At 50.5% G+C, this 13641-nt stretch carries 11 protein-coding genes; all 11 read left to right on the plus strand.

The annotated features are described in order from the left end of the window. The first annotated feature begins 13 nt into the window (after positions 1–13). The 11 genes from B5F22_RS02580 to B5F22_RS02630 all read left to right on the plus strand — a co-directional run bounded on the left by B5F22_RS02580 (position 14) and on the right by B5F22_RS02630 (position 13606). Positions 14–3211, plus strand: a complete 3198-nt coding sequence (locus tag B5F22_RS02580) for an ABC transporter permease (RefSeq protein WP_087390488.1) — start codon at positions 14–16, stop codon at positions 3209–3211. Positions 3212–3347: 136 nt separating this feature from the next. Further along, on the plus strand, positions 3348–3551 hold the full coding sequence (locus tag B5F22_RS02585; RefSeq protein ID WP_087228682.1) for an alpha/beta-type small acid-soluble spore protein: 204 nt from the start codon (positions 3348–3350) through the stop codon (positions 3549–3551). Between the two features lie 472 nt (positions 3552–4023). Next, positions 4024–5220, plus strand: coding sequence for a LuxR C-terminal-related transcriptional regulator (locus B5F22_RS12235; protein WP_158096589.1), 1197 nt, complete (start codon positions 4024–4026; stop codon positions 5218–5220). Positions 5221–5443: 223 nt separating this feature from the next. Continuing rightward, complete coding sequence (locus B5F22_RS02595; RefSeq protein ID WP_087390648.1) at positions 5444–5809, plus strand: PqqD family protein; 366 nt, start codon at positions 5444–5446, stop codon at positions 5807–5809. Positions 5810–5855: 46 nt separating this feature from the next. Next, the gene (locus tag B5F22_RS02600; protein ID WP_242955040.1) at positions 5856–6863 is read left to right on the plus strand and encodes a radical SAM protein; all 1008 of its coding nucleotides are present in this window, start codon (positions 5856–5858) and stop codon (positions 6861–6863) included. Beyond that, complete coding sequence (locus B5F22_RS02605) at positions 6860–7243, plus strand: hypothetical protein (protein WP_087390493.1); 384 nt, start codon at positions 6860–6862, stop codon at positions 7241–7243. The genes B5F22_RS02600 and B5F22_RS02605 overlap by 4 nt, the downstream gene beginning before the upstream one ends. Continuing rightward, a complete protein-coding gene (locus tag B5F22_RS11945) occupies positions 7215–8060 on the plus strand; it encodes a hypothetical protein (RefSeq protein WP_143482162.1) in 846 nt (281 codons plus the stop codon). Before B5F22_RS02605 ends, B5F22_RS11945 begins: the two co-directional genes overlap by 29 nt. A 95-nt stretch (positions 8061–8155) precedes the next feature. After that, positions 8156–9841 carry an ABC transporter ATP-binding protein gene (locus B5F22_RS02615; RefSeq protein WP_087390651.1) on the plus strand — a complete coding sequence of 562 codons (1686 nt, stop codon included), beginning with the start codon at positions 8156–8158 and terminating at the stop codon, positions 9839–9841. Positions 9842–9892: 51 nt separating this feature from the next. Then, complete coding sequence (locus B5F22_RS02620) at positions 9893–10729, plus strand: immunoglobulin-like domain-containing protein (RefSeq protein ID WP_158096590.1); 837 nt, start codon at positions 9893–9895, stop codon at positions 10727–10729. Next, positions 10726–12165 (plus strand): polysaccharide biosynthesis tyrosine autokinase, encoded by a 1440-nt coding sequence (locus B5F22_RS02625; RefSeq protein WP_087390503.1) that lies wholly within the window; start codon positions 10726–10728, stop codon positions 12163–12165. Before B5F22_RS02620 ends, B5F22_RS02625 begins: the two co-directional genes overlap by 4 nt. Beyond that, positions 12146–13606 (plus strand): polysaccharide biosynthesis tyrosine autokinase, encoded by a 1461-nt coding sequence (locus B5F22_RS02630; protein ID WP_087390507.1) that lies wholly within the window; start codon positions 12146–12148, stop codon positions 13604–13606. The genes B5F22_RS02625 and B5F22_RS02630 overlap by 20 nt, the downstream gene beginning before the upstream one ends. The last annotated feature ends 35 nt before the right edge of the window (positions 13607–13641 follow it).

Genomic DNA, 13641 nt, shown 5'->3' on the forward strand with positions numbered 1-13641 from the left:
AGGAGAATGCCAGATGATTATTCGAAACGGAATCCTTAGCACGGTGCGTTCCAAAGGGAAAACGGTGCTGTTTACCCTCCTGATTTTTGTCCTGACGTTGTCGTTGGGGCTGGGATTGGGCCTGTGGAGCTATTGTACCCTGACCTTGCAGAGCATGGAGGAGACGTACACCTCCATTGCTGTGGTGGAGTACATGGGAGACCAGTACCCGGAGGAGTATGTAGCAGACGAAGCCGCCCGAGAGGCATTGAACCAGCTGGGAGATATTGATCAGGTTCCCGGTGTGGAGTTGTGGGAGACCACCAGCTGGGGTATGGCACTTACGGATGGATACCAGCGGCGGGGTAGTACCGTGCCCTATGAGAACCAACTGGTAGTGGCGGTGTTCAATCTGGTGGCCAAGCAAGAACAGGTGTGGGGGGTGTTGCCCTCCAATGACTTGCCGGACAACTACCTGCTTTTCCTGAATGCGAATAACAGTGCGGCCACCGTGAAGCTGGGTAGTGAGATGTGGGAGAACATTCCCTTTTTGGACCTGTCTACGGAAACGGTGGATACAGAAAACTTGCCCGATGTCTATTGTACGATGGGTACTCGAATCACCCTGGTGGACGAGACCCGAGGTGTGAACAAAGACATCTCGTTTCTCTTTGAGCAAGGGAATTATTTCAGTTATAACGCTGAGACCGAGGAACTCTCCGGCCTGTACATGGCAGATATGGGCTACATTGGCATTATTGGCGAGAACCTCTACTCCTATGAGGGAAAGAGCGGCGTAGCCATCCAGATTGATCCCGGAGACAGTGGATTTGTTCCGGAGAAGGATGTGCGGTATCTGCTGCACGGTGAAATCTTTGACAGCGGAAGCTCCAACCGAGCCATGGTGGTGACGGACTTCTATGAGGGCTGTGAAGCGTCTCCGTGGGTGGCGTTTGACAGCTATGATGACCCGGTGCTCCACGAGGGGGTTTTTGCTGAGTACGCGGAAAAGTATGAGTTAGGCAACAACTATATCCGTGTGGACGCCAGCGATGACATTGGGGCGTTGGAGCCCTTCCAGCAGGGAATGCTCTATCTTCTGGACGGACGATTTCCCGCCGCGGGGGAGCAAGGTGTGTGCGTGATTAGCAACGACATTGCCGAGGAGCTGGATTTGGAGGTGGGAGACAGCCTCCCGCTGTCCATGATGCAGTCCACCCCGCAGGACCCCTTCGCCTTGGAGGAGACGGGCGAGGCCCAAACGTGGACGGTAGTGGGCATTGCCAACCAGGCGGAGACCTATGAGGGACGTGTCTGGGTGTCCCGAGGACAGGAGTTTCCTCGGACGTCGTTCTTTGGCTATCAGCTGGGCCGGGCTGTGCTGGATAATGATCTGGCGGTAGAGGCCGTGGAACAGATGGAGGCTCTGGTCCCCGATGGGGTGCGCATCACCCTGTTTGACCAGGGGTATTCTGCCGCAGCCCAGCCCTTGCAGGCCATGGAGTCTACAGCTCAGGGGGTCACCTTTGCCTCTCTGATCGGTGTGGTGGCCGTGCTGTTCCTGTTTGCGTTCCTCTTTGTGGGGCGGCAACAGCAGGCAGTGGATGTGATGACTTCTCTGGGTACGCCCAAGGGAAAAATTCGCCTGTGGCTGCTGTCCGGTGCCACCTTGGTGTGCGGCGTGGCTGTGCTGGCAGGGATGGTGATCTCTGCGGCCTCGATGCAATTGTTGGTGCAGCTGGTGCTGAAAGCGGCTGCGGCCTTCTATGCCGCAGATCAGCGGTATAGCAATGGTGCCTTGGGCATCACGAAGGATGTGGAGATGGTCCATCAACTGCCCCTGTGGCCCAGCCTGGTGGCAGGTGTTGTGGTCTTTGGTGTGGCCCTAGTGCTGTGTGTGGCCTTTGTGGGACAGGCGCAGCGGAAGAACACCCTGCGCCGTGGCAAAACCCGGGTGCGGGTGCCAAAGAGTACCACCAGTGTGGCAGGGAAGGGTGCCCTGCGGTTTGCCTATCTCTCTGCTCGCCGGGGCGGTTGGCGCTCCCTGGTGGTGCCGGTGGTTTCTCTGGTGTTGTCTGCGTTCCTGGGCTTTTTGATGGCTACTGCCCAGGGATGGGCGGATCAACGAGCCACCCTCTATGAGAACACCACCATCACAGGCCAGTTTACCTCCACCAACGGAAGACAGTACACGGGCTTGGTCTTGGCCAATCCGTGGAAGATATGGAACTCCGGGATGCTCTCTTCCATCGAAGTCAACGTCACCTATCACTACTGGCTGGAGGGTGAGATGCCCCAATTTGCCAACAACGACTATGGGGCAGACCGCAAAGAGGCCTGGATCAAGGACCAGTCCTCCATGGTATTCCTCAACGGGCTGCAAGTTGCGCCGGAGTTTATCTACGGAGAGGTGCCAAGCGTCACCTGGTTGGATGGATGGGACGAGAGCTTTTTGGCCGATCCCAGCTATCACGAGAACTGGTCTCAGACGCCTTGGCCCTGTGTGGCCAGTGAGCGCTGGATGAAGGAGCAAAACTTGAGTTTGGGAGATGAGATTCCGGTCAACTGTGAGATGCTGAATGGGGCAGTCCCGGTGAAAATTGTGGGCAGCTTCAACCCGGCGGGCGGCGAGGATAATCTCTATTTACCCCTGAGCTATTGGTGTTTGCCGCCTTGGGATACCGAGGACCAGCGGGAGAGCGTTCCGCCCTCTGGTAGCTTCCCCAGCGCTTGTTTTACCTTGGGCTCGGCCTATCATCTGGAGGCGTTCCGGGAATATCTGGCCCAAGAGGGATATAACCAGCCGGGGAGCAATGGAAGCAACCGGGTTACGGTTGTGCTCAATGACCACATCTTTAACCAGACGGTGCAGGCCTTGAACCGCTACATCACCTTGGGACAAATCCTGTTCCCGGTGCTCTTTATCCTGATGGGAGTGTTGGGCTTTGTGGTATCCTGGCTGATGGTCAACGGCAGACGCATGGAGTTTGCCATCATGCGGGGCATGGGTGCCCCTAAGAAATTGGTGTTTGGCTCCTTCTTCCTGGAACAGGTGGGGCTGTGCCTGATGGGCAGTTTGGTCAGCGGCCTGGTTGTCTCCGTGTGGAGCGGACAGCCCATGGTTTGGTTGGCGATTGCTGTGTTTGTGCTGTGCTATCTGGCAGGCTGTGCGCTGGCCGTGCGGACTGTGGGGAAAACCAATATCTTCGCGCTGCTGACACAAGGGGACTAAATAGAGCCCATATTCCCATAGAACCATTGGTTTGAATGCTGAATTTTTCCAGATAAAATGGCGAATAGAAAAACGCTGTCTGCTCAAACTATGCTCGGATTCCAAATCCAACACAAGTTTGAAGGAGGACAACAATATGTCTAGCAACAATAGTTCTAACAAGCTGGTGGTTCCCGGTGCCCGTGAGGCCATGGATAAGTTCAAGATGGAGGCTGCCAACGAGGTGGGCGTGAACCTGAAGGCCGGCTATAACGGCGACCTCACCAGCCGTCAGGCCGGTTCTGTGGGCGGCCAGATGGTCAAGAAGATGATCGAGGCCTATGAGAACGGCCTGAAGTAAGCAATAAACCGCACAACAAAAGAAAAGGGCCTGGTGGATGCGTTGCATTCTGCCGGGCCCTTTTGGCGGTTGGAAGGAGCTTCGTTGTACCACTTGCATCATACGTTCGGGTGATTTACAGGAGATAGAAACAAGTGGTAAAATATAATACAATCCTGTGCACAGAAAGGGAGTCCAGCGCATGGAGCACACCGTTATCGTACCTCGGGCGTTGAAACAGAAGATTACCAGTGTGCTGACCCGTGGACGGGTTGTGCTTTTTAGCGATCCCTGCGGCTTTGGGAAAATACCTGTGACGGAATAGCGACTGTAATGAAAGTCTGGAAGATGATGAGAAAACTGAAATTATTTGTTAGATATCATAAGAATAGCGATTGAAAATGTTTGTTTTTCCCTTAAAAGCACAAAAGCTAGATTGAAGGAAAGTGTGCGCAAGTGCGAACACAAATTCTCGCGGAGAAAGGAAGGCCTCATGGAGTATATTACTGTAACTGAAGCTGCAAAAAAGTGGGGAGTTTCCAATCGTATGGTACAAAAGTACTGTGCAGAAGGACGGATTGAAGGGGTTAAAAAGTTTGGTGTGTCTTGGGAAATTCCGTCCCATTCAGTCAAACCCAGAGATCCGCGGAAGGAGAGACACATAGATTCCAGAGCATATTCCTGTGAGGAAGAGGCGCTCCAGGGGCTTATGCCGCTGATGAACCATCCGTTTCAACCTGGAAAGTGTTTGGAATTTATCGATATGATGGAAGATGGGCCAAAGAAAAAGATTGCTTTGGCTGAATATCACTACTTTAGTGGACGACCAGAGGAGGCCGCCCAGGCGGCAGAACTGTTTTTGACAAGTCCAGACTTAGCGGTTCGGTTGTCTGCTTGCCTGATTTATGGATATGCCAACCTGTCACAGGGGCAGATTCAGCAAGCCAGGATGGCCCTGCGGGAGATCCGGGCGGCCATGGAATCAGAAAAAATCGTTTCGACTCAGGCTAAGACCATCGAATCCTTTGTAGCTGCTGCGGCAACGGTCCTCCTCCATCTACCACTGCCCAAGGAATTGCCTCCTTTGCAGCAGTTGCTTCCTGCTCTGCCCCTGGGGTTGCGGGCCTTTGCCATGTATGTACTGTGCCATTATCTCTATTTGCGAGAGGACTATCAGACCAGTTTGGGCATTGTAGAGGCTACTTTGGCTATGGGGGGGCAGAACTATCCTATCCCCGCCATCTATCTACATCTGGTAGCTGTTATGGACTGCATGAGCCTGCGAAAGGTAGCCCGAGCAGAACAACATTTAATGGCTGCGTGGGCCCTGGCCCGTCCAGACGATTTAATCGAGGCATTCGGGGAGCATCATGGCTTGTTGGGTGGAATGCTGGAGGCGGTCTTAAAGCCCCAATGGCCTGAGGATTTCAAGCGCATTATCAACATTACTTGTCGCTTTGCTGACGGTTGGCGTAAAATTCACAACCCAGTGACGGGAAATAATGTAGCGGATAACCTGACCACTACGGAGTTTACCATTGCCATGCTGGCAGCCCGGGGATGGACCAATCAGGAGATTGGACAACATATGAACATCTCACCGAATACGGTGAAGCGTTATTTGTCAACCTCAATGGAAAAACTCGGGATTAAACGTCGAAAAGATTTCAAAAAACATATGCTGCGGTAAATGCTGGAAATATTATTGCCCGTTTTAAAGGGGGAAATGGGTGATGGCAGAATCTCCGACTAGTGGTATAATCTAGATTAAGGCGGATAGCCACTGCATTTGGGCTTTTGCGCTGTAAAGTGATGGAAAAGCTGGCAAGCGCAATAAGACGAATGGGCCGTTTGGTGATAGGGCTGGAAATAATGTTGAAATTGTGATAAAATGGGAAATAGGAGGTGCCATGGTGAAATTAAAGGATCAGCTGATTCTGCGTGAAGTGGCTGGAGAATATGTCATTGTACCTACGGGGCAGCGTGTGCGAGAGGTGACGGGTGTGGTTTATATTTCGTCCTCCGCTGCCTATCTGTGGGATTATATGAAGGAACAAGACTTCACTAAGGATGATTTAGTTCGACTTATCTTAGAGCGCTATGACGGTGTAACCCAAGAAAAGGCTGCTCAGGATATTGAAAGATTTCTCAAAATTCTAGCAGACAACAACATCTTAGACGATGGAATCATCCGAGGAGGAAGCTCAGCTCGAATTGGGAAAGAACTGTGGGATAAGATATGGAAGGAGAAAGCTGGACATGGGCCTAAGGGACTTTGAACCAGCTTGCCGGAGGATGGAGTGGTTGGACCCGTTTTACAGGAGAGTGTGGGAAAAGGCTTTTGTCGAAGGCACCCCTATTTCTGGAACTTTTGAGCTTACTCCTCGGTGCAATTTTAATTGTAAGATGTGTTATGTCCACTTGAAATCAGCGCAGATTCCGCGCTATGGCCGGGAACTTACCGCTCGGGAGTGGATACGCATTGCTCACGAGGCTTGGGAGGAGGGAACCACTTGGCTGTGTATTACAGGAGGAGAACCTCTTCTTCACCCTGAGTTTTCTGTTATTTGGCAGGAGTTGAGCCAGATGGGCTTCTTCCTCGCTCTTCAGACCAACGCCTCGTTGATTACCGGGCCGATCGCTGACCTTCTAGAACGATATCCTCCGTGGAAAGCCAAGGTTACATTATATGGAACAAGTGACCAGGTGTACGAGGCTACTTGTGGGGTGACGAATGGATTTGAGCGGGTGAACGAGGGGATTCACACCCTGTTAGGTTTAGGAATTCCAGTTCAATTAGTAAGCACGATTATACACCCAAATGAACAGGACCTACTCAATATGGCTTGGTATGCTCAATGCCATGGACTGTCTTGGCTTCCTACGGGCAGTGTAAAGCCCTCCCTACGAGGTGCAGACACAAATGTGTTTGATGTCCGATTGGAGAACAAAAACCGTCCGGTCACATCAGAACAGGTGGAGTATTTTTTACAGCACCCTATTGATCCGAATCGAAAGCCGTGTACCTATTGCAAGGATTATAGGGTGGGGTACTGGATCACATGGAATGGTGAGATGCGGTTTTGTAGCTTTTTGAATGAGCCAAATATTCCGGTACATGAATTGACTTTTCAGAGGGCGTGGAGGGAGTTGCTTTGCTATGAAGAAACCCTGGACTGGCCTGAGGAATGCAAGACATGTTCGGCTAGTACTGTTTGCCTGAAATGTGCTGCATCTCTGGCGACATTAAGTGGCAGTGTGAAACATGCACCAAAGTCCTACTGTAAATCGGTGCAGATGTTATATAAACAAAAGAAAGGTGATTTGTTATGACTTTTGGCGAGACTTATATTGAGGTGGATGCTAGCGTGGTGAACGGGGGCATTGCACCAATGGCTATGATTTCGGGTAATCCAGAGCAGATGGATGGGGCAGGCTATCTTATTGTTTGGATTCGGTGGAGATATGATAATGTAACGGGAGAGGGAGGGTATACTGGAACGGGTTGGTACTTTGACGACCCTGATAACAATATAAATAAGTACTATGAAACGGAACAAGACTTCAAAAATTATTTGACAGATGTGAAGCCTAATGACCTTAATGATGTGATGTCAGATTGGGATGCAGAAAAGAAGGCGGCTTTTTTGAATAAACATATTGGTGTGCTACAAGCTAACCACTGTGTCTATTTCACTGCTGGTACACAGTGAGAAAGAAATGCTATCCTTCCAAATTGCAGGCATTGGCCTTGAAATCCACGGGGTTCAGGACAGATGGCTTCCCGGTAGTGCATGGAAATGCTTCTTGTCGGAGGATGGCCAGAAAGGCCATCCCGACATAGTGATGAGAATTTTAGATAAATGCTCTGTGGATTATCAGGTGGAAAAGTATTTTTGTCCGTCTCAAGCTGCATTTCAACAGATGTTTCGATTTGAATCGGATATATTGTTTACGAATCAGGACTGGAGTGTTTGTGTTGTTTTGCCGATTTCCAGACCAACTGGATTTCAAGTTCTATCTAATCATCTGTTTTACTCCAGAGGAATTGGTTGTGAGATGCTCCAATTGCACGCGTCTCTTATTGACATCCAAGGACGTGGGGTGCTGTTTTTAGGTCCTTCTGGCGTGGGAAAGACCACACAGGCGGAGCGCTGGGCACAGTTTAGAGGGGCTGATATTCTTAACGGAGATATTGTCTTTGTCCAGAGGACAGGGACAGAATTTTTGGGATGGGGTACTCCGTGGCATGGTTCTTCCCCATACTGCCTCAATACTTCTGTGCCAGTGAAGGCATTGGTGGTGCTGAAACAGGCTCCTTATAACGCATTGCGAGAGCTCGCTGGTTTTGAAAAGGTTAGGGAGGTCGCCGATCATGTATTCTACCCTACATGGTTGGACGGGGGGAGGGAGTTGTGTACGAATATTTTAGATCGACTTCTCACCCAAGTGCCCGTCTATCGTCTAGATAACAAGGCAGACCGAGAGGCGGTGGAGTTACTGGAACGGGAACTGAACCGGATATCCTGAGGGAGGAACGGAACACTTTGTTTTCTCATATTCGTCGTATTATTCGACGTATTCGGGAGGGCAGACTCAAAGAGCTGCTCTCCCAATGGTTTTGGATGGGGGGCTATGTCCGCAAGTACTGGCTACTCATCGGGCTCTACACCCTCATCGGGGCCTCCGGTTCCCTTATGGGGTTGGGAACCTCTCTGCTGTCTCGAAACCTGGTGGACTCGGTGACTGGAGACAGCACGGTGAAGATTTTGGCATCCGCTCTGGGCTATGCTGGAGTGGGGCTGTTTCAGTTGGTGATTTCCGCACTGCGAACACGGTTGTCCATGCGCATCACCATGAAGGTGGGCAACAAAATTCGCAGTGATATTTTTGCCCAAATTCTGAGGACGGAGTGGGAACACCTGTCTCAATTCTCTTCGGGAGACTTGTTGTATCGAATTAACGGAGATACCTCTGTAGTGGTCAACAACATTTTGACCTATCTGCCCAATGTGGCATCTATCCTCATCTCCTTTGGTGGTGCTTTCTGGGTGATGATGCAAAATGACCCCTGGATGGCACTTATTGCCTTAGCTGGTGCCCCCATCTCCTTCCTCAGCACCCGCTTTTCCATGCGGAAAATGCGAGAGTTCCAGAAAAAGCAGATGGAACTACAGAGCCACAAAACGGTATTCAACCAAGAGGCCCTGCAAAACATGCAGATGATCAAAGCCTTTGGACTGGTGGACTACTTCATCCAGCAGTATACAGAGGTACAGGACCAGTCCCTGGAATACGCTATGGTACAGAATACCTTCCAGTCCAAAATGACCATTCTCACGGGACTGATTGGGCAGCTCATTGGCTACGCCTGTTATGGGTTCGCAGTCTTCCGCCTGTGGCAGGGACAGATCACCTATGGTACCATGACCCTCTTTGTGTCCATGGCAACTTCCCTGCGGGGCTCCTTCTCTGGAGTCCTGAATTTGCTGCCCACCGCCATGCGGGCAGGTATCAGCGCCGGACGTATCATGGAGGTCGTCCAGTTACCTCGAGAGTCGGAAGAAGACCTGGAAAAGGGACGTATCATGTTGGAGCGGGCCAGAAGGACTGGTGTCCAAGTAGAAATGAGAGATGTGAGCGTGGCATACGGAGACAATGGCCCGGTGTATACACATGCCAACTTGTTGGCTCGGCCTGGTGAGATTATTGGCCTCATTGGCCCTTCTGGCCAGGGTAAGACTACAACTCTTCGCGTGTTGCTGGGGTTGTATCACACCCAGGAAGGACAGGTCATGGTGGCCAATCCCGGGAGCGAAATGGAGCCTGTGAGCGCAGGGACTCGCTGCCTGTTTAGCTACATACCTCAGGGGAATACCCTGTTTTCTGGGACAATTGCAGATAATATGCGTATGTTGAGGCCGGATGCCAGCGACCAGGAGATTATTGAAGCGCTACAAACAGCAGATGCATGGGAGTTTGTGGAAAAGCTGGAGGAGGGGATCGATACCCAAGTTCGCGAGGGAGGAAACCGCTTCTCTGAGGGACAGAAGCAACGGCTTTCCATTGCTCGGGCGTTACTCCTTCACACTCCGGTACTTTTGTTGGATGAGGCCACCAGTGCCTTGGATATGGTTACGGAACGACGTGTGTTAAAAAACATCCTACGCCGGGACCCATTGCAGACCATCATTGTCACGGCGCACCGTCCCAGCGTTCTTTCCATGTGCCATCGTGTTTATAAAATACAAAATGGACGCTTCGATGAGGTGAATGATGTAGAAATTCAGGTTTTTTTGCATGGAGAGTAAGGAAGGCGAAACCGGAGCATACAGATGGGCTCTATAAAGAAAGGAAACACCATGAAAATCATTCGTATTATGCTGCTGATTTGTGCTGTGTTGGCGGTTGGCCTTTTTGTGATCTCTGAGGTAGTCGGATGGGAGACGAGAGACCCGGTACCACCGCAATTGTCTGCAGAAACCAATTTGATTGAAGTGCCCTGTGCCTATACCCGACAGGACTTGATGAAAGGTATCCGGGCGTGGGATGAGGAAGATGGGGACTTAACCGACGAGGTGGTGCTGAGCGCATTTTCTCGTTTTTTGGAAGATGGCGTGTGCAATCTAACCTATGTGGTATTTGACGACACAGATCAGGCGGCGACTTTGACTCGAAAGGTGCGATTTATAGATTATCACGCGCCCCGGTTTACCCTTGTGGCTCCCCTGGTTTACGAGCAGGGACAGGGCTCCTACAATCAGATTGTGGAGGCCCTTGGGGCCCAAGATATATTGGATGGAGACAGAACAGAGTGGATCGTTCGAACGGCTACCAATCTAAATTTTCAGACGGTTGGAACGTATTCGGTTTCTTTTGAGGTGAGCAACAGCTTTGGAGATAGTTCGTCGGTACAACTTCCGGTACATGTGATTCCTACGCAGATCGGAGAAGGGGGCATTGCCCTTAACACAGGATTGGTATATCTGGAAAAAGGGCAAAGCCTGGACCCAGCTCAGTATATTCAACATGTGACCGCAGCAGATGGCTCTGAGATTGACCCTGCGGCAGTACAGGTTTCCTCCCAGGTCAATTCACAGACGGCTGGATGCTATGAAGTGCACTATGAGGTGGAGGATTTTCAAGGAAATCACTATGAGACTTGGTTGACGGTGATTGTGGAAGGGGGGGCGACATGAGGCAAACAGAAAATTGGATGAGCAAGGTGAGTATGCGGGGGCTGTGTGTGGATCTGCTACGCAATCTATGGATGATTGTGTTGGCCGCAATCACCATGTGGTGTGCCTCTACGGGACTACACAACCTTACCTACCAGCCCACCTATACTTCCTCGGCCACCCTGGTCATTGGAGTGAAAGGAGATAGCAGTATCTATTCCTCTCTGTCTTTGGCCTCACAGATGGCAGAGGTGTTTGGCCAGGTGTTTCAAAGTGATGCCCTTCGTGAGAGAATTGCCACTGATGTGGGAGCTGATGTGCAGGGTGAAATCAGCTGCTCTCTGGTAACTCAGACCAACTTGCTGGTGGTTAAGGCCACCAGCGCACGGCCCAGACAGGCGTACGTCTACCTTAATTCAGCCCTGGAACACTATGAAGGGGTGTCTGATCAGATATTTTCTAATGCGGAACTTCAAATCGTTCAGGAGCCAGATGTTCCGCTCGCCCCATCTAACACCTCGTGGTTCCTAAAATATCAGGGAATACTTATGGTTGTAGGGGCAGTGGGAATGGCGTTCCTTATTGCGTTGTGCTACATTGCTCGATTTACTGTGAAAACGGCGGAGGCTGCTCGCATCCAGTTGGATGGACCGATTCAGGGAACGATACCCTTTGAACGAAGAAATATGGCCCTAGGGAAAAAGCGGAATAAGAAGGCTTTTTTGCTCAATTCCCCTGAGGTGAGTATGAATTTTGCTGAGGCCATGAGAAATATCGGAACCCGGCTGGAGCGTCACCTGCGACACCATGGATACCAGGTTCTTCTGGTGACTAGTGTAGCGGAAAACGAAGGGAAATCGACCACTGCAGCTAACCTAGCTTTGGCACTGGCGGAAAAACAAAAACGGGTGTTGCTGGTGGATGCTGATCTACGAAAACCTTCCCAGTACAAGGTGTTTGAGGTCCGAAGAGATGACACGGTATCTTTTTCCCGGGTGTTGGAGGGAGAAAAAGACTGGAAAGATATCGTCGGATATAGCCGTAAGAGTGGCCTTTGGATGCTCTTCCAGTTTTTGCAGGCGAAAGATCCCGGAGGTGCACTCAGGGAAGGACGTATGCGGGAACTCCTGACGGAGTGGAAGAAACAAATGGACTATATCATTGTGGACTGTGCCCCCATTTCAGCAGCTGCGGATGCGGAAATCTGGATGGCGGCTGTGGATTCGGTGCTTCTGGTGGTAAGAGAGGACTGGGCAGATGTGCGGTATATCAATGATGGAGTGGATGTTGTTCGACAAAATCACACGGATTTCTCTGGTTTTATACTGAATGCATTCCATAAAGAGTGGTCCTCCAAGCACTACGGTTATCAATACGAAAAATATGGAACATATTCCAATGGAGACATGGCTGAGGACGGTGGAGAGGGTCTGAAATATGGAAGAAATAAAAGATGAGATCCAGGGGCGATACGATGACGAAGAAATCGACCTGTTACAACTATTGTTGGACATGGGAAAACATTTTCGACACTTATGGTGGCTGTGTGTGCTTTTGGTTTTAGGAAGTGCGGCGCTAGTGACGGGGGCGCTCTTCGTTTTGCGAAGCCCGATGTACCAAAGTAGTGCTAGTTTTACCGTGGCAACGGGGGAGGAAAGTGGAAGTTATAGCTTTTACTATGACAGCGGAACAGCTGACCAGTTGTCTATGACATTCCCTTATATTTTGGAGAGTGGGTACTTCCGCAGCGTATTGTTGGAACATCTGGGGACAAATAACTTGAATGGAACCATTACAGCGGAGACGATTTCGGGCTCCAATGTGGTGACCATGAAGGTGCAAAGCTCTAGTCCACAAGATGCGTACGCGATCTTAACGACTGCGATTGAAATCTATCCAGAAGCGGCCCACTTTGTGCTAGGGGATATTAGTTTTTCCATGCTGACACAGCCTCAGATTCCCAGTGAGCCGTATAATCGGCCCAGCATAGGGAAAAGCTGTTTGCTTGGAGCTGGCCTGGGAATGTTGCTTTCAATGGCGATTTTGTTATTGTTGGCAATCTTTCGCAAAAATGTGTGCGCGAAGGAAGAGATGAGGAAGATCACCAGTATGCGGTGTCTGGCCATGCTCCCTCGGGTGCATGTAAAGGCACGGACAAAAAAACGTACAATGCAGCTCTCTTTTCTTAATCCATCTCTGCCCCACGGCTATACGGAAAGTATCCGTGTGCTGAAAAATCGAGTTGTGAAGGCAATGGAGTCCAAAAATCAAAAGGTGCTATTGGTTACCAGTACGGTTCCTGGGGAAGGAAAATCTGTAACAGCGGTAAATCTGGCTGGACAATTGGCCATAGACGGTGCCCGAGTTCTCTTGGTAGATGGCGATTTGAGAAAACAGCAGGATGGGCAACTTCTAAACCTCACGGCTGAGTACGGATTGATGGAGGCTTGTAAAGAGTCGGATATGGCAGCTGTATGGAAGGGAATTGAGCGAAATAGCGCTACATTGCAAGAGAGTGGTCTGCTGTTTTTGGGAGGAGGAAAAGTGTTGAATCAGCCGGCGTCACTACTCAATAGCTCAGAACTGAAACGCTGTATGCAGTCCTTGCGAGCAGAGGTGGATTATATTATAATTGATAGCCCACCCTGTGGAATGTTTCAAGATACAGCCATTCTGGCTGAATACGTGGATAGCGTCTTGTATCTTGTGGGCTATGATCGCCTGCCTGCCAGTGCGATTCGGGAAGGTATTCACGCATTGGGCGGACAACTGGCTACTTTTCTGGGATATGCATTTAACTCATGCCCTGAGAATCGAGGGGGGGACGGCTATGGATATGGGAAATATGGATATGGCCGTTATGGAATGTATGGATATAGTGGCAGGAATGAAAGATGATTCAGGCGAATATACGAGGGAAGGGTATTTTGGTG

Source organism: Pseudoflavonifractor sp. An187 (assembly GCF_002160275.1).
GTDB classification, from domain to species: Bacteria; Bacillota; Clostridia; order Oscillospirales; family Oscillospiraceae; genus Enterenecus; species Enterenecus faecium.